Below are 17,004 nucleotides of genomic sequence, written 5' to 3'. Positions count from 1 at the left end.
GTAGAGTTCACGGTTATGTCGGTCGCCGAGGAACCAACCGCAGCAGAGCCCCTGCTCGCCCCCGCCGAGGGGGTTCCACCTGTGCTGTCGACCGCCGACGACGTCGCTCAGGCCGCCAAGAAACTCGCCGCGGGCACCGGCCCCCTGGCCGTCGACGCCGAACGCGCGTCCGGTTTCCGCTACTCGGCGCGGGCGTATCTGATCCAGCTGCGCCGCGCGGGCGCCGGTTCCTTCCTCATCGACCCGATCCCGATCACCGACGCGCTGACCCCGCTCGCCGAGGCCATCAACAACCTCGAATGGGTCCTGCACTCCGCCGACCAGGACCTGCCCGGTCTCGCCGAACTCGGCCTGCGCCCGGCCCGCCTGTTCGACACCGAACTGGGCGGCCGCATCGCCGGCTACGAACGCGTCGGCCTGGCCGCCATGGTGGAGAACCTGCTCGGCCGCTCGCTGCGCAAGGGGCACGGCGCCGCCGACTGGTCGACCCGCCCGCTGCCCGACGAATGGCTCAACTACGCCGCCCTCGATGTCGAGCTGCTCCTGGAACTGCGCGACACCGTCGCCGCCGACCTGGCCGAACAGGGCAAAATCGACTGGGCCGCCGAGGAATTCGAGCACGTCCGCACCATGGAGCCGCCCGCGCCGAAGGCCGACCGGTGGCGGCGCACCTCCGGTATCCACACCTTGCGCCGCACCCGTCAGCTGGCGATCGTGCGCGAACTGTGGACCACCCGCGACGAGCTCGCCCGCGCCCGCGACGTCGCTCCGGCCCGGATCCTGCCCGATTCCGCGATCGTCGCCGCCGCCACCGCCGAGCCACGCAGCATCGCCCAGCTGCGCACCCTGGCCGTCTTCGGCGGCCCGCGCCAGCGCCGCTATTCCCGTGACTGGCTCGGCGCGATCGAACGCGGCCGCACCCTGCCCGACAAAGAGCTCCCGCCGCTGACCCTCCCCTTCGACGGGCCACCCCCGGTCAACCGGTGGGAACGCCGCGACCCCGCCGCCGCCGCCCGCCTCGCCACCGCCCGCCTCGCCATGGGCGAGCTCTCCACCGAATACGTCATCCCGGTGGAGAACCTCCTGTCCCCCGATCTCGTGCGGCGGCTGTGCTGGGACGGGCTCCCCGACTACAAGAACGTCGGCGAACCCGAGGACCTGTCGGCCACGATCGAGGAATTCCTGCGCGCGGGCGGTGCGCGGCCCTGGCAGCGCAACCTCGCGGTCCCGGCCCTGACCAAGGCGCTGACACCCGGCAAGTAGGCAGACGACGGCCCTGCCACAGGTTTCCTGCGACAGGGCCGACGGGATCACGCTACGGAGCTGGGGCCTGGTGGGCTTGCTCGACGAACTGGTTGGTGTAGGTCGCGGCCAGATCGATGCGGTCCCGGACGGGCGCCACATTGCGGGAGTACCGGCCGAGGATGCGCAGCACGTTCTGCGCGCCTTCGGGCTTCATCAAGCCGTCGCCGTTGAACATGCCGACGGAGTCCCGGATGGACTTCACGTACAGGGCCGGGTCGCTGCCCGCGTACTGCGAGGGCATCGTCGCGGCGATCTCCTCCGGCGTGTGCGTGTCGATCCACCGCAGCGTCTGGACGAACGCGTTCGCCAGTTTCTGCACGATCTCCGGGTGCGCGGCGACGGTGTCGCACTTCATGTACAGCGAGGAGGCGGGGTACAGACCGCCGAGCGCGGCGCGGGTGCCTTCCTCGTTGCGCATGTCGGTGAGGATCTGGGCGTCGCCGGACTGGACCATCTTCGCCACGGTGGGGTCGGTGGTCATGCCCGCGTCGATGCCGTCGTGGTTCATGCCGGCGATGAAGGTCTGGCCCGCACCGACTTTCACCCGCGTGTAGTCGGAGGTGGTCAGGCCCGCCTGACCGGCCAGCGCCTGGGTGAGGAAGTCGGTGGACGAGCCCAGCGAGGTGACGCCGAGTTTGCGGCCGCGGAAGTCGGCGGCGGTGCGGATGGTGGCGGCGTCGGCCGTGGCGACCAGTTCCACCTCCCCCGGCACGTCGGCGAACTGGACGACGGTCTGCAGGCACTGATCCTTGGCCTGCAGGTCGATGGTGTGGTCGTAGAAGCCGACCACGGCCTGCACGTCACCGGTGAGCAGCGCGGTTTCCGCGCTGGCGCCGGATTGCTCGCCGAGCAATTTCACATCGAGGTCGTTGGCCTCGAAGGCGCCGAGCTGCTGTGCCAGCATGGCGGGCAGGTAGATCACCTTCTCCAGGCCACCGACCATGATGGTGATCTGCGGCCTGCCGTCGGCCATCGGGATGGCGCGCGAGTCGCGGCACCCGGTGGCCAGCAGCAGCGAGCTGATCGCGAGCAGGGCGACGGCGAAGGGCTTGCGGTATCTCATCGTCTACACCCCGTGCCCCGACTGTGCCTGCGAGGGACGCCATTTCAGCAGCCGGTTCTCCGCGACGCCGATCAGCCATTCCGCCATCAGCGCGACCACCGTGATGATGATCATGCCCGCGTAGATGCCCGCCGCGTCGAAAGTGCCCTGGGCGTTGGAGATCAGCAGACCCAAACCCTTACTGGCACCGGCGTATTCACCGACGACCGCGCCGATCAGCGCGAAGCCGAAGGCGGTGTGCAGGCTGGACAGGATCCAGGTGGTGGCGCTGGGCAGCACGATCGAACCGAGGATCTGGCGCTTGCTCGCCCCGAGAATGCGGGCGTTATTGATGACATTGCCGTCGACCTCCCGCGCGCCGGTGAAGGCGTTGAAGAACACCGCGAAGAACACCAGCACCACCACGGTCGCGACCTTGGACGACAGACCGAGACCGAACCAGATGATGAACAGCGAGGCCAGCACGATGCGGGGAACAGCGTTGAGCGCCTTGATGAAGGGCGCGAGCACGTCGGCCCAGTAGCGGCTACGGCCGAGCAGCGTGCCCAGAACGACGCCGGCCACGGTGCCGATCACGAAGCCGAGCACAGCCTCCTGGACCGTGGTGAAGATCTGCAGCCAGATCGAGCCGAACTGCGTTCCCTCGGTGAACCATTCGACCAGCCGGTCGAAGATCAGCGAGGGCTTGGAGTAGAAGAACGGGTCGATCCACAGGCTGGCGACCAGTTCCCAGGAACCCAGCCACAGCACGATCAGGGCGGCCCGCAGACCCCACACCCGCAGCTTGGATTTGCGGTTCTTGGCCTTGACCCGGGCCAGGATCTGGTCCTCGGATTCCAGCTCGACTTCCGGTGCGGTGACCGCGATCTTGTCCATCGTCTCAAGCGACACGGGTCGCTCCCTTCGTGCGAGCCGCCTCGACCTGATCGCGCAGCGTTTCCCAGATTTCGCGGTAGAGGTCGCGGAATTCCTCGGTGAGGCGCACCTCTTCGACATTGCGCGGCCGCTCGAGGGTGACGCGGAAGTCGCCGCACACCGTCGCCGGGCTCGCGGTCATCACCACGACGCGGTCGGCCAGGGCGATGGCCTCTTCCAGGTCGTGGGTCACGAAGATCACCGCGGCGTCGGTGCCCGCCCACACGCGCAGCAGTTCGTCCTGCATGAGCTGGCGGGTCTGCACGTCGAGCGCGCTGAACGGCTCATCCATGAGGATGATCTCCGGCTCGTTCACCAGCGTCTGGGCCAGCGCGACACGCTTGCGCATGCCGCCGGAGAGCTGATGGGGGTAGTAGTCCTCGAAACCGGCCAGGCCCACGATGCGCACCCACTCGGCGGCCTTCGCCTTGGCCTGCGCCTTCGACACGCCACGGAAGCGCGGCCCGAGCGCGACATTGTCGATGACGCTGCGCCAGGGCAGCACCGCATCCTGCTGGAACATGTAGCCGATGCCGTCGGGGATGCCGTCGACATCCTTGCCGCGCACCAGCGTCCGGCCCGCCGAGGTGGGCTCGAGACCCGACACCAGCGAGAGGGTGGTGGACTTACCACAGCCGGTCGGGCCGACCACCGCGACGAATTCGCCTGCGGCGACGGTGAAGTCGATGTTCTTCACCGCGGTGTGGATGCCACCGTCGGTTCCGGGGAAGCGCTTCGTCGCGCCCCGGAGTTCGATGAGTGGATTGCTCATTGCTGCTCCTGTGTCCGGCGCCGCTGGAGGTGATACGCGGCCGCTATCGAAAGATAAGTGGGCTGGGTCACAGGGCGCGTGCTTGTGCGCACAACCAGCGCAAGCAGCGATTCGACAGGTTGTGCGCATTATGCTCACGGGCTCGGCTCGTGCCTAGACTGGGCCGGTGAGGCTGTTCCCCCGGGGCGTCCGGCTGCGGACGCAGATCGTGTTGCTGCAGGTCGCGCTGGTCGCGCTGACCCTGGGGCTCGCGTTCGGGGTGTTCGCCTACCTCAGCGATCAGCGGCTCACGGCCGAGTACGGGCAGCGGGCGCTGGCGATCGCGCGGACCGTCGCCAGTGATCCGGTGGTGCGTGCCGAAGTCGCCCGCTACGCGGCGCTGCCGCTCGCGCCGGGCCCGCCACTGACCGCAGAACTCGCGGCCGGTGAGCTCGAGCGGACCGCCGAGGCGGCGCGGCAGCGGACCGGCGCGCTGTTCGTGGTGATCACCGACGAGGCGGGGTTGCGGTTGGCGCATCCGGACCCGGCCCGGCTGGGCGAGAAGGTGAGCACCGACCCGTCGCAGGCGCTGGCCGGGGCCGAGGTCGTGATCAGCGAGCACGGCACCCTCGGTGACTCGGTGCGCGCGAAAGTGCCGGTGCGCGAGGCCGGTTCGGATCGTGTGGTGGGTGAGGTGAGTGTCGGTATCTCCACCGAGGCGGTGGGCGAGCAGTTGACGCGCGACCTGAGCCGGGCCGGTGTCCTGGTGCTCGGTGCGCTGTTCGCCGGAATCGCGGGATCGGTGCTGCTGGCGCGGCGCTGGCACGGGCTGACCCTGGGTCTGCAGCCCGCGGAGCTGGCCGAGCTGGTGCGCGAACAGGATGTGGTGCTGCACGGCATCGGGGTGGGCGTGGTCGCGGTGGATGACCGGTGGCACACCACGGTGATCAACGACGAGGCGTGCACGCTGCTCGGGATCGACGGCGAGAGCGGTCGCCCGGTGGAAACGATCGGGCTGACCCCGCGGGTGCTCGAGGCGTTCCGGACCGCCGACGGGCAGCCGGCGCAGGCCGCGGTCGGTGACCGGATCGTGGTCGTCACCGCACGGACCGTCACCCGCGACGGACGGTCGCTGGGAGCGGTGCTCGACGTGCGCGACCGCACCGACGTCGAATCGCTGACCCGGCAACTGGACGCGGTGCAATCGATGAGCATCGTCCTGCGTGCCCAGCGGCACGAGTTCGCCAACCGGCTGCACCTGCTCAGCGGGCTGCTGCACGGTGATCGGCCCGGCGCGGCCGCGCGCTACATCGACGAGCTGCTCGGATCGGGCCCGCTCGGTGCCGCCATGCCGGGGATCGACGCGGTCCGCGACCCGTATCTGCAGGCCTTCCTCGCCGCGAAAGCCGCGCACGCCAGGGAGAACGGCGTGCTGTTGCGGTTGGGGCCCAGCACCTGGGTCGACGCGAATCTTGCTGCGCCCGTGGATGTCACGACTGTCCTGGGTAATCTGCTCGACAATGCGATCGATGCGGCGCGCCAGGGCGCGCCATCGATCATCACGGACGCGCCGGCCCTGCGCTCGCCGACCGATACGGCAGCGGTCCGCACGCACTCTCCCATAGACGGTTCGGCCGGATCGGCCCAGGTCGGCACAGGATCTGCCGGACGGTCCGGCACCGAGCCGACAGAGTCCGCGTCCGCGCCGCGCGAGGGGGTCGTCCCGGAGACCCCGGGTGGAACCGGGGCCGTCGCGTCACCGACCGGGTTCACAGCCTTGGTGGAAGTCGAACTGGTACAGGAAGGTTCGACGTTGCACATCACCGTCGCGGACAGCGGGGACGGAGTGGCGCCGGAGATGGCGGACTCGCTGTTCGCCGAAGGCGTCTCGTCGAAGTCAGGGGCGGGAGTACCGGGCGGGCGAGGGGTCGGCTTGGCCCTGTCGCGGCAAGTCGCCCGAGCGCTCGGCGGGGAGGTGTGGCTGGCCTCGGCCGGGTCGCCGGAGGGAGAACTGACCGGGGCGGAGTTCATCGCACGCCTGCCCGGCGTGCTGACCGAAGGAGAGCCGACGTGAGGACGGAATACACCGTGCTCGTCGTGGACGACGATTTCCGGGTGGCGAACATGCACGCCGGAATCGTCGGCGCGCTGCCGGGATTCACCGTCGGGGCGGTCGTCAATACCGTGGCCGCCGCGCACCAGGCGCTCGAGGAGCGCGCCTTCGATCTCGCGCTGGTGGATGTGTACCTGCCGGACGGGTCCGGGATCGACCTGGTCCGGGAATTGCGCTGCGACGCCATGATGCTCACCGCCGCCACCGAATCCGCCACGGTTCGCGCGGCGTCGGCGGCGGGCGCGCTCGCCTACCTGGTGAAGCCGTTCGATCACACCGCGCTCGCCGCCCGCCTGGCCGGATACGCGCGCTACCGGCGGATCCTGTCCGCACCGGAGGTAGGCGCCCGCGACGTCGACGCGGCCTGGGACGCACTGCGACCGGCCGCGCCCGCCCCTGACCGTGCCACCGCCGCGCCCTCCCCCACCCGGGAACTGGTGTTGCGGGCAGCGCATGCCGCGGACGCGCCGATGTCGGCGGGCGAGATAGCGACCGCGATCGGCATCTCCCGCGCCACCGCCCAGCGCTACCTCGCGGCGCTCGTCACCACGGGCGACTTGCGTATGCAGCTGCGATACGGCGCGACCGGACGCCCCGAACAGGAGTACTCCCCCGCCCGGCGCACCTCTTGAGCCGCGCGACGACCGCACCATGGCCCGCGCCCAGCGCGCCGCGCGACCGCACCGTGACCCGTGGTCGGCGCGGCGCCGACGACGCGCCGCCGTGCCGGTCTCGAGGTGTACGAACGGCCACGCCCGGGTATTGAACGGGGTTACGCCCCACACGGTTTGGAGTACGGCCTTGACCGACCCCCGCTTCCCGCAGCCCTATCAGCCGCCCCGATTTCCGCCGGGCCCACCCGAACCGAACGCCGTCACCGCGATCTTCGCCGGCATCCTCGCCATCCTCGGCGGATTGCGCGGGGTGTTCGGCGCCGTCGCCATCCCGTTTCTCACCACCGACTCCGACTTCGACCCGACCGGGTTCTGGAGCAAGATCCAAGTGCTGCTGGGCGTTTCGGCACTGTGCTCGCTGATCCTGCTCGTCGGCGGCAGCCTGATGCTGGCGCGCAAGAAGATCTCGCGCGTCCTGATCGGGGTGGGCGGCACCGGCACGCTGGCGCTGTCGGTCGTCACCACGATCGCGCTGTACAACCATCTGGACGCGCAGACCGACGATTCCACGTCGATCACCGTGTCCTTCGATTCCGATCTGAGCGTGTTCAACGCGATCGGGTTCCTGTTCAATATCGGGCTGCTGGTGCTGACGTTCCTGCCGAGCACGGGTCGCTGGCTGGCCCACCGCCGACCCTCGTACTGACCGGAATTCCCTCGACCCGGCGGATGTCCACGCGTGCTCGCGGATGTACGACGTAGACGCCTTCCTGACCGACCCGGCCGCGACAGTGTCGAACTGCCGGTCGAGGACGGCGGAGGCGAACCGGGCGCCGCCTTCCACCCAGGTTGCAGCAGCGAGCGTCCGGCGATCCCGGTGCTGGACGCTACCTCCCGGGAAGGCGCGGATTCCGTTGAATTTCGCCGTCGTCGCCCGACGTCCGCACTGAACGGACTGCGCGCCCGGCGGTCGTCACCGGGCGCGCAGGATCGTGTGCTCTGCTGCTGTCAGCGCTACTGCAGCCAGCCGCCGATGCGCTGGGCGATCGCGTCGGGGGTGAGGCCGAGTTCCTCGAGGATCTCCCCGCGCGAGGCGTGGTCCAGGAACTGCTGTGGCACACCGAGATCGCGGGTCGGCACGTCGAGGCCGGCGTCGCGCAGGCGTGCCGAGACCGTCGAACCGATGCCGCCGTGCAGGCCACCGTCCTCGACGGTGACGACGAGGCGGTAGTTCTCGGCCATCTTGACCAGGGTGTCCGACACCGGGATGACCCAGCGCGGATCGACCACGGTGACCGCGATGCCCTGCGGGACAAGCAGTTCCGCGACCTGCATGGCAGTCTCGGCGAACGGGCCGACGGCCACGATCAGGACGTCACCGTGCTGGGACTGCGCCGAGCCCGCGCCGGGGACGGCCAGCCGCAGCACATCGATGCCGTCGACACGTTCCACCGCGGTGATGTCCTCGGCGACACTGCCTTTCGGGAAGCGCAGCACGGTCGGTCCGTCGGTGACCGCCAGCGCCTCGGCGAGTTCCTCACGCAGGGTGGCGCCGTCGCGCGGAGCGGCGACCCGGATGCCGGGGATGATGCCGAGCAGCGAGAAGTCCCACATGCCGTTGTGGCTGGCGCCGTCGGGGCCGGTGATGCCCGCGCGGTCGAGGACCACCGTGACCGGCTGCTTCAGCAGAGCCACATCCATCAGCAGCTGGTCGAAGGCGCGGTTGAGGAAAGTGGAGTAGATCGCGACGACGGGATGCATGCCGCCCAGCGCCAGGCCGGCGGCCGAGGCCATCGCGTGCTGCTCGGCGATGCCGACATCGAACATGCGGTTCGGGAAGCGTTCGCCGAACGGGGCCAGACCGGTGGGGCCGGGCATGGCCGCGGTGATGGCGACGATGTCCTCGCGCCGCGACGCGTGGTCGATGAGCTCCTCGGAGAACACCGCCGTCCAGCCCTTGGCCTTCTTGCCCGCGAGCGGGCGGCCGGTGAGCGGGTCGATCGGGTCGCAGGCGTGCATCTGATCGGCGATGTGGTTCTCGGCGTGCTCGTAGCCGTTGCCCTTGCGGGTGACCACATGCACGACGACCGGACCGCCGAAGTCCTTGGCGCGCCGCATCGCCGCCTCGAGCGCGACGAGATCGTGGCCGTCGACCGGGCCGACGTACTTCATGCCCAGATCGGAGAACAGTTCCTGCGGGCTCACCGCGTCCTTGATCCCCGCCTTGAGCGCGTGGACCATCGAATACGCCGAATCCCCCACGGCGGGAATGCTTTTCAGGATGCGTTTTCCGGCGTCGAGAGCATGCTCGTAGGCGGGCTGGGTGCGCAGCGCGGTCAACCGGTCGGCGAGGCCGCCGATGGTCGGCGCGTAGGAGCGGCCGTTGTCGTTGACCACGACCACCACCGGGCGGTCGGGCGCGCCCGCGATGTTGTTGAGCGCCTCCCAGCACATGCCGCCGGTGAGCGCGCCGTCACCGACGACGGCGACGACGGTGCGGTTCTGGTCGGACAGCGCGAACGCCTTCGCCAGGCCGTCGGCGTAGGACAGCGCCGCCGAGGCGTGCGAGGACTCCACCCAGTCGTGCTCGCTCTCGGCGCGGCTCGGGTAGCCCGACAGGCCGTCGCGCATGCGCAGCGAGTCGAACCGGTCCTTGCGGCCGGTGAGGATCTTGTGCACGTAGGCCTGGTGACCGGTGTCGAAGATCAGCGGGTCGGCCGGGGAATCGAAGATCCGGTGCAGGGCGATGGTCAGCTCGACCACCCCTAGGTTGGGGCCTAGGTGGCCTCCGGTAGCGGCGACCTTCTGCACCAGGAACTCGCGGATCTCCTCCGCCAGCTCCCGCAGTTGCGGCACGCTCAGCCGGCGCAGATCTTCGGGTGAATCCACCCGCGACAGCACTCCCACCTGAACTCGCTCCCTCCGGACTACTGTGTGATCCGCCCAGTGTATTTGGCCGTGCGGGCGGACCCGGCTCGCGGGCCCTTCCCGGTCCGTCGTGCCGACCCTAGTCGCACCCGGCGAGGCCGCCCGCAACGCGCCCGCTGAACTGGGCGCCCGGCGGCGAGCCGCGAGCCGGCCGCCCTCCCCGCGGCCACCGATCGGCTGTGAGGACTATCTCCCCGCGCGTCCCCACCGGGCCCGCGACGACGCGACCTACAGTGACGCTGTGGCCGAACCGGACGGTGTTGCGCGCACGATCGACCCCGGCGTGGTGGCGGGCATGCTCGACGAGGTGTACGCGGACTGCCGTGCCGACACCTCCGGCACGCCCGCCGACTACATCCCCGAACTGGCCGCGGTGGCGCCCGACTCGTTCGGGCTGTGCCTGGCGACCGCGGACGGCCTGGTCTACGCGGTGGGCGATACCGGCATCGGGTTCACCATCCAGTCCATCTCCAAGCCGTTCACCTATGCGCTCGCGCTGGCCGATCGCGGCCTGGCCGGGGTCGCCGAGCACATCGACGTCGAACCGTCGGGTGAGCCGTTCAACGAGATCAGCCTGGAACCGGAGACCCAGCGGCCGAGCAACCCGATGATCAACTCCGGGGCGATCACGGCGGCCTCGCTGATCCACGGGCGCGACGCCGCCGACAAGTTCGAGCGGGTCCGGCGCTGCTATTCGCGCTTCGCCGGGCGGGAGTTGCGGATGAACCAGGCGGTCTACGAGTCGGAGGCGCGCACCGGCTACCGCAACCGCGCGATCGGCTACATGCTGCGCTCGGTCGGGATCATCGACGTCGACCCCGACGACGCGGTCGACCGCTACTTCCGGCAGTGCTCGATCGAGATCACCTGCGCCGACCTGGCCATGATGGCGGCGACGCTGGCCGACAACGGGGTGAACCCGAAGACCGGGGAACGGGCGCTGTCGACCGCGCTGACCGAGCGGGTGCTCAGCGTGATGACGACCTGCGGCATGTACAACGCGGCGGGCGACTGGGTGACCACGGTCGGCTTGCCCGCCAAGAGCGGGGTGGGCGGCGGGATCATCGCGGTGCTGCCGGGCCAGATCGGGATCTCGGTGTACTCGCCTCGCCTGGACGGTCAGGGCAACAGCGTGCGCGGCGTCGCCGCGTGCCGGGAACTGTCTCGGCGGCTCGAACTGCACTTCTGTCACGTGACCCGCTCGGCGCGCACCGCCATCCGCGCCGACTACTCGGTGGCGCAGGTGCCGTCGCGGTTGCGGCGCTCGCCCGAGGACGCCGAGGTGCTGGCGGCGCACGGTGACCGCGCCCGGGTCTACGAACTGCACGGCGACCTGCTCTTCGCCGGCGCCGAACGCGCGGTGCGGGCCATCGAGAGCAATGTCGGCGCGGTCGACGCCCTGGTGATCGACCTGCGCCGGGTCGGCGAGGTGAGCGCGGTGGCAGCCGGGATGCTCGACGCCCTGCAGACCGAACTCGTCCGGGGCGGCAGCCGGGTCGCGCTGGTCGATCCCGACGCCAAGCTGGGTCACGAGGCATCGAGCCTGGATCCCGGCGATCCGCGCGGGCGGGTGTTCATCGACCGTGACACCGCGGCCGAGTGGTGCGAGGACATCGTCTTGGACCTGCATCGTCCGCCGGGGCAGCGCGCCCGCACCTCGATCGGCCTCGACGAGCACCCGCTGCTGGCCGGGCTCGACGCCGGCTATCGCACCCGGTTGGCCGCCGATTTCGAGCCGCGCACCTTCGCACGGGGTGAACTGATCGCCGACCGGGGTGACCCGCGCTCGGGGCTGTATCTGATCCTGGACGGGCGGGTGCGGGCGACCTTCTCCGGCACCGACGGGCGGGTCCACCGGCTGCTGACGCTGTCGGCGGGGATGTCGTTCGGGGAGATCCCGATGCTGATCGGGAAACCGTTCGTGAACGAGATCATCGCCGAGACACCGGTGCGAGTGGCGGTGATGCTGCCCGATGTCTTCGATCAGCTCACCCAAGGGCACCCGCAGCTGAAACTGGCACTGCTGCAGGGCCTCGCCGCGGGCGCCTACGCGCAGATGGACGCCGCGGTGCGGACCATCTCCGGCAACGCGGGCAACTACTGACCGCGAGCTGAGCGGAACTCGGGCCCACCGCGAGACGTTGGGCAGCACAGCATCCCTCGACCGACAGGAGTAGCGCGGTGGGCAAGAAGTCCTGGCAGGCGAGCACGACGATGTTCGGGCGCGGCACGGTGCGCGCCGTCCCCGATCTGATCCGGGTCACGCTGTCGGTGGAGTCGCGCGCCGGCACGGTGGCCGCCGCCTACGGGCGGGCAGGCGACCGGGTGAGCGCCGTCGTCGCCGCTCTGCGCGCGGCCGGGGTGAGCGATGCCGACATGGCGACCAGCGGGCTGAGCGTGCGCACCGAGACCGTCTACACCGACAACGGGCGCAGCGAGATCTCCGGATACCTGGCATCGACGGGCCTGAGCGTGTCACTGCGCGAGGGCACCGGCACCGAGCCCGCCGATACCGTGGCCGCCGCGGTGACCGCGGGCGGCGACGATGTCCGCCTCGGCGGCCTGACCCGCGGCATCGCCGAGCCGGAGCCGCTGCTCGCGCAGGCACGCGACGCCGCCTTCGACGACGCCAAGGCCAAGGCCGAGCAGTACGCGGCCCGCGCGGGTGTGCGACTCGGCGAGGTCATGCAGATCACCGAGGACATCGCCACACCGATGCCACGCGCCTACGAGATCGCCGAGATGGACAGCGCACCGATGCTGATGGCCCGGGCGAGCTCCCCGGTACCGGTGGTGCCGGGCGAGACCGAGATCGGCGCCACCGTCCGGGTCACCTGGGCCTTCGACTGACCTCCGGCAACACCTCCGTCGGCCGAAGTCCGCCGGCCAGCGGACCCGACAGCTGTCAGGCAGGTCGGCGAGCGTGCGGGACCGATGGGCGTCAGCGGCGATCGCCTACGCCGTCCTGTCGACGGCCGAGCCCGACGATGGCTCCCCACCCACTGGACTAGCTGTCAGGTACGTCGGCGAGCAGGCAGGGACCCGTGGCGATCGCCTCAGGCGCGCCGGCGAAGGCACCAGCCTCGCAGCAGCGTCGAGGTGTGACTCAGCGGTCGAGCAGCGCGACGCATTCGACGTGGTGGGTGGCGGGGAAGGCGTCGAAGGCGCGCAGGTCGGCCAGGTGGTAGCCGGCGTCGAGGTAGAGGCCGAGGTCGCGGGCGAACGACGCGGGGTCGCAGCCGATGTGGACGATCCGGCGAGGGTCGGCGTCGGTGACGGCGGCGACGATCTCCTTGCCAGCGCCCGCGCGCGGCGGGTCGAGGACGACGACGTCCGGTGTGCCGGCGGCGCTGTGGGTGCGCACCCAGCGTTCGACGCGGTCGGCGCGCAGGTCAAGCCAGGGCAGATCGCGCAGGGCGGCGGTGCCGTCGGCGACGGCCGAACGCGCCGATTCGACGGCCGCGACGGCGCCGGTCTGCCCGGTCTGCTCGGCCAAGCGCGCGGCGAAGACGCCGACACCGCTGTACAGGTCCCAGCCGGACCCGCCTGGTGTCAGCCCCGACCACTCGGCGACCAGGTCCGAATAGCATTGCGCGGCACGATGATGCGCCTGCCAGAAGCCGGTCGCCGCCAGTTCCCAGCGTCGCCCGGCGACGTACTCCACCGCCCGGCCGGTCCCGGCCATCACCCATTCCTCGCGCGGCGCGTTGGTAGCCGACTTGCGCGCGGCCGCACGGTCGCGGACCGCCCCACGGTCATCACCGCCGGGGCCGCTGGATTCCCGGCGCCGGGTGGGATGCTGGCGACCACGGCCGCGACCCGCGCCACGCCGCGTCTCCGGACGGCCACCTGCCTGGACGGTGTCGGGCACCGCGGCCAGCTCTACGATGTGTCGCACCCCGTCGCCGTCGACCGCGACGACAAGGTCGGCGCCCGGCGTCCACAGCCGGTCCGCGACACCGTCGAGCGCGCCGGCGACGGGCTGCGGGCACCGCAGATCCGGGATCACCGCGGTGCTGCGGAAGCGGTGCACCCCGGCACGACCGGCGCCGTCGACGACCAGCCGCAGCCGGGTCCGCCAGCCGCCGGTGCCCTCGCCGGAATCACCGGCGATCGGCTCGACCGTCACGTCCTGTTCCACCCCGGCCAGCCTGCGCAGCTGCTCGGCCACCACCGCCGCCTTCAGCGCGCGTTGCGCGGCGGGCGTGGCAAAGGAGAAATCACAGCAGCCCGCGCCGCCAGGACCGGACACCGGGCAGGTCGCGGGGACGCGATCCGGCGACGCCTCGATGATCTCGACGGCATCGGCCCGGCAGAACGATCCGCCCCGGTCCTCGGTGACCCTGGCCCGCACCAGCTCACCCGGCAGGCCGTGACGCACGAACACCACGCGGCCCTCGTGCCTGCCGACACAGAATCCGCCGTGCCCCGGCGGCCCGAGCCGGATCTCGAATTCCTGTCCGCGCCAGTCGCTCATCCGCGGCGGCCCGGCTGCTCGAAGCCGCGGCGCACCGAGCCCGGCGCGTTCACGTCGGCGGGCTGCTTGGCTCGCGTCGAGGAACTGAGCTGCCACGGCACGCTCGTCACCATCACGCCCGGCTCGAACAGCAACCTGCCCTTCAACCGCAGCGCGGACTGGTTGTGCAGCACCTGCTCCCACCAGTGGCCGACCACGTATTCGGGGATGAACACGGTGACGACGTCGCGCGGGGCGTCCTTGCGCACCCGCTTCACGTAATCCAGCACCGGCTTGGTGACCTCGCGGTACGGCGATTCGATCACCTTGAGCGGCACGTTGATCTCGCTGTTCTCCCACTCGCGCACGAGCCTGCGGGTGTCGGCGTCGTCGACGTTCACCGTCACCGCTTCGAGGGTGTCGGGACGGGTCGCGCGGGCGTAGGCCAGGGCGCGCCGGGTCGGCAGGTGCAGCTTGGAGACCAGCACGATGGAATGGGTGCGGCTGGGCAGCACACCGTCCCAGTCGGATTCGTCGAGCTCACGCGAGACCGAGTCGTAGTGCTTGCGGATGAGCTTCATCACGATGAAGATCGCCACCATCGTGATGATCGCGATGTAGGCGCCCGCGAAGAACTTGGTGACGAGCACGATCACCAGCACGGTGCCGGTCAACGTGAGGCCGATCGCATTGATCACTCTCGACCGCTTCATCTTCGCCCGCTGCGCCGGATCGGTCTCGGTGCGCAGCAGCCGCGTCCAATGCCGCAGCATGCCGGTCTGGCTGAGCACGAACGAGACGAACACACCGACGATGTAGAGCTGGATGAGCTTGGTCACCTCGGCGTCGAACAGCACGACGAACGCGATCGCCGCACCCGCCAGGAACAGGATGCCGTTGGAGAAGGCCAGCCGATCGCCGCGGGTGTGCAGCTGACGGGGCAGGTAGCGATCCTGCGCCAGGATCGAGCCGAGCACCGGGAAACCGTTGAACGCGGTGTTCGCGGCCAGCACGAGGATCAGCGCGGTGACGATGGTGATGAAGAAGAAGCCGATCGGGAAGCCGTGGAAGACGGTCTCGGCGATCTGGGCGATCAGTGTCTTCTGGTGGTAGTCGGCGGGCGCGCCGATCAGGTTCGCCGTGTCGTGGGCGTACACGACCCCGATCTTCTGGGCCAGGATGATGATGCCCATCAGCAAGACGATCGCGATGGAACCCAGCAGCAGCAGGGTGGTCGCGGCATTGCGCGACTTGGGTTTACGGAACGCGGGCACGCCGTTGCTGATGGCTTCCACACCGGTCAGCGCGGCACAGCCGGAGGAGAAGGCGCGCGCGATCAGGAAGGCGAAAGCCAGACCGTAGAGGTGCTCGTTCTCGGCATTGAGCCCGAACCCGGCCGACACGGCCTGGATATCGTCACCGAGGACGTAGAGCCGGAACAGTCCCCAGCCGAGCATGACGGCCATGCCGAAGATGAAGGCGTAGGTCGGAATCGCGAACGCGGTGCCCGACTCGCGCACACCACGCAGGTTGATCGCGGTGAGCACCGCGATGGCCACCACGGCGAACAACACCTTGTGCGTGGCGACGAACGGAATCGCCGAGCCGATGTTCGACGCGGCCGAGGAGATCGACACCGCCACCGTGAGCACATAGTCGACCAGCAGCGCGCTGCCGACGGTCAGACCGGCAGTCGGCCCCAGGTTCGTGGTCGCGACCTCGTAGTCACCGCCGCCGGACGGGTAGGCGTGCACGTTCTGCCGGTAGCTGGCGACCACCACGGCCATCACGAACGCGACGGCCAGCCCGACCCACGGCGCGTACATATAGGCCGAGATGCCCGCCGCCGACAGCACCAGGAAGATTTCCTCGGGCGCGTAGGCCACCGAGGACATCGCGTCGGAGGCGAACACCGGAAGAGCGATACGCTTGGGCAACAACGTGTGGCCGAGCGAATCGCTACGGAACGGCCTGCCCAGCAGCACACGCTTGGCTGCCGTCGTCAACTTGGACACCGGGCTGAGCATAGAGGAGTTCACCGGCGCCATCGCGCGCACGTTCGCCCGGCCCGGCAGCGGTGTCGTGATTGTTTGCGTCGCCTCGCCCAGGGGAAAATGGGCGATGGGGGCATCCGGCGGGTACGGTCCTTGCCGGACGCCACGGGTTCGGCAAGGAACGAGGGTGCACGGTGTACGTAGTGATCATGGGGTGCGGACGGGTCGGCTCGTCGCTGGCGCGCGCCCTGGTCCGGGTGGGACACGAGGTCACGGTGATCGACCGCGATCCCAGCGCGTTCCGCCGCCTGGGTGAAGGGTTCACCGGGCAGGAAGTGGTGGGTGTCGGATTCGACCGGGATGTGCTGACCCGCGCGGGAATCGAGCGCGCCGACGCCTTCGCGGCGGTGTCCTCCGGTGACAACTCCAACATCATCTCGGCCAGGGTGGCCAGGGAGATGTTCGGCGTCGAGCGCGTCGTCGCCCGGATCTACGACGCCAAGCGCGCCGAGGTCTACGAACGGCTCGGCATCCCCACCATCGCGACCGTGCCGTGGACCACCGACCGGTTCCTGCGCACGCTCATCGGCGACAACTCGACCACCACCTGGCGCGATCCGACCGGCGCGGTGGCTGTCACGCAGCTCACCCTGCACGAGGACTGGTCCGGGCGCACGGTGCGCGACCTGGAACGTGAGCTCGGGGTGCGGGTGGCGTTCATCCTGCGCTTCGGCCAGGGTCTGCTGCCCGAGTCCAAGACCATCGTCCAGGCCGACGACGTGGTCTACGTCGCGGCGACGTCCGGCAGTGTCGGTGAGGCGGTCGCCCTGGCCGCCAAGGCTCCCCTGAGCGAGGACTGAACAAC

General features: G+C 70.1%; 13 protein-coding genes. 7 read left to right on the top strand and 6 right to left on the bottom strand.

Going from position 1 to position 17,004, the window contains the following annotated elements; translation table 11 throughout:
• Positions 1–15 precede the first annotated feature (15 nt).
• Positions 16–1,263: an HRDC domain-containing protein gene (locus ACFVAV_RS08505; protein WP_379032081.1), complete on the top strand. Its 1,248-nt coding sequence runs from the start codon at positions 16–18 to the stop codon at positions 1,261–1,263.
• 52 nt (positions 1,264–1,315) lie between these two features.
• On the opposite strand, the gene ACFVAV_RS08500 is transcribed toward ACFVAV_RS08505, so the two are convergent.
• Genes ACFVAV_RS08500 through ACFVAV_RS08490 form a run of 3 tightly spaced genes read right to left on the bottom strand, consistent with a single transcriptional unit; the run spans position 1,316 to position 4,055 of the window.
• Positions 1,316–2,368 (bottom strand): ABC transporter substrate-binding protein, encoded by a 1,053-nt coding sequence (locus ACFVAV_RS08500; RefSeq protein ID WP_379032078.1) that lies wholly within the window; start codon positions 2,366–2,368, stop codon positions 1,316–1,318.
• 3 nt (positions 2,369–2,371) lie between these two features.
• Positions 2,372–3,259 carry an ABC transporter permease gene (locus ACFVAV_RS08495; protein ID WP_379032075.1) on the bottom strand — a complete coding sequence of 296 codons (888 nt, stop codon included), beginning with the start codon at positions 3,257–3,259 and terminating at the stop codon, positions 2,372–2,374.
• Positions 3,249–4,055: an ABC transporter ATP-binding protein gene (locus ACFVAV_RS08490; protein WP_365006852.1), complete on the bottom strand. Its 807-nt coding sequence runs from the start codon at positions 4,053–4,055 to the stop codon at positions 3,249–3,251. Before ACFVAV_RS08490 ends, ACFVAV_RS08495 begins: the two co-directional genes overlap by 11 nt.
• A 166-nt stretch (positions 4,056–4,221) precedes the next feature.
• Here ACFVAV_RS08490 and ACFVAV_RS08485 point away from each other — a divergent pair, with 166 nt between their 5' ends.
• From ACFVAV_RS08485 to ACFVAV_RS08475, 3 genes are all read left to right on the top strand, one after another.
• Positions 4,222–6,108: an ATP-binding protein gene (locus ACFVAV_RS08485; protein WP_379032071.1), complete on the top strand. Its 1,887-nt coding sequence runs from the start codon at positions 4,222–4,224 to the stop codon at positions 6,106–6,108.
• Between the two features lie 50 nt (positions 6,109–6,158).
• Positions 6,159–6,779, top strand: a complete 621-nt coding sequence (locus ACFVAV_RS08480; RefSeq protein ID WP_379033536.1) for a response regulator — start codon at positions 6,159–6,161, stop codon at positions 6,777–6,779.
• A 169-nt stretch (positions 6,780–6,948) separates the two neighbouring features.
• Positions 6,949–7,467 carry a hypothetical protein gene (locus ACFVAV_RS08475; RefSeq protein ID WP_379032068.1) on the top strand — a complete coding sequence of 173 codons (519 nt, stop codon included), beginning with the start codon at positions 6,949–6,951 and terminating at the stop codon, positions 7,465–7,467.
• Between the two features lie 308 nt (positions 7,468–7,775).
• On the opposite strand, the gene dxs is transcribed toward ACFVAV_RS08475, so the two are convergent.
• Complete coding sequence (dxs, locus tag ACFVAV_RS08470) at positions 7,776–9,668, bottom strand: 1-deoxy-D-xylulose-5-phosphate synthase (protein WP_379032065.1); 1,893 nt, start codon at positions 9,666–9,668, stop codon at positions 7,776–7,778.
• A 316-nt stretch (positions 9,669–9,984) separates the two neighbouring features.
• Between dxs and glsA the strand changes: the two genes are divergently transcribed.
• A complete protein-coding gene (glsA, locus tag ACFVAV_RS08465) occupies positions 9,985–11,793 on the top strand; it encodes a glutaminase A (RefSeq protein WP_379033533.1) in 1,809 nt (602 codons plus the stop codon).
• 77 nt (positions 11,794–11,870) lie between these two features.
• Entirely contained in the window at positions 11,871–12,539 is a 669-nt protein-coding gene (locus ACFVAV_RS08460; protein ID WP_379032063.1) for an SIMPL domain-containing protein, read from the top strand.
• A gap of 256 nt (positions 12,540–12,795) precedes the next feature.
• On the opposite strand, the gene ACFVAV_RS08455 is transcribed toward ACFVAV_RS08460, so the two are convergent.
• Together ACFVAV_RS08455 and ACFVAV_RS08450 are read right to left on the bottom strand one after the other, a co-directional pair.
• The gene (locus ACFVAV_RS08455; RefSeq protein WP_379032060.1) at positions 12,796–14,166 is read right to left on the bottom strand and encodes a class I SAM-dependent RNA methyltransferase; all 1,371 of its coding nucleotides are present in this window, start codon (positions 14,164–14,166) and stop codon (positions 12,796–12,798) included.
• The gene (locus tag ACFVAV_RS08450; RefSeq protein WP_379032057.1) at positions 14,163–16,160 is read right to left on the bottom strand and encodes an APC family permease; all 1,998 of its coding nucleotides are present in this window, start codon (positions 16,158–16,160) and stop codon (positions 14,163–14,165) included. Before ACFVAV_RS08450 ends, ACFVAV_RS08455 begins: the two co-directional genes overlap by 4 nt.
• Before the next feature lie 173 nt (positions 16,161–16,333).
• Between ACFVAV_RS08450 and ACFVAV_RS08445 the strand changes: the two genes are divergently transcribed.
• Positions 16,334–16,999, top strand: coding sequence for a potassium channel family protein (locus ACFVAV_RS08445; protein WP_378854333.1), 666 nt, complete (start codon positions 16,334–16,336; stop codon positions 16,997–16,999).
• Positions 17,000–17,004: the final 5 nt, after the last annotated feature.

The sequence above is a fragment of the Nocardia sp. NPDC057663 genome (genome assembly GCF_042799895.1).
Lineage (GTDB): Bacteria > Actinomycetota > Actinomycetes > Mycobacteriales > Mycobacteriaceae > Nocardia.
The sequence above is the reverse complement of the archived record's forward strand: the minus strand, read 5'-3'. Positions and strand labels throughout refer to the sequence as shown.

Coding starts and splice junctions, on each gene's coding strand:
- ACFVAV_RS08500 (WP_379032078.1), bottom strand. CDS start 2,368: ATGAGATACCGCAAGCCCTTCGCCGTCGCCCTGCTCGCGATCAGCTCG.
- ACFVAV_RS08455 (WP_379032060.1), bottom strand. CDS start 14,166: ATGAGCGACTGGCGCGGACAGGAATTCGAGATCCGGCTCGGGCCGCCG.
- glsA (WP_379033533.1), top strand. CDS start 9,985: ATGCTCGACGAGGTGTACGCGGACTGCCGTGCCGACACCTCCGGCACG.
- ACFVAV_RS08490 (WP_365006852.1), bottom strand. CDS start 4,055: ATGAGCAATCCACTCATCGAACTCCGGGGCGCGACGAAGCGCTTCCCC.
- ACFVAV_RS08505 (WP_379032081.1), top strand. CDS start 16: ATGTCGGTCGCCGAGGAACCAACCGCAGCAGAGCCCCTGCTCGCCCCC.
- ACFVAV_RS08480 (WP_379033536.1), top strand. CDS start 6,159: ATGCACGCCGGAATCGTCGGCGCGCTGCCGGGATTCACCGTCGGGGCG.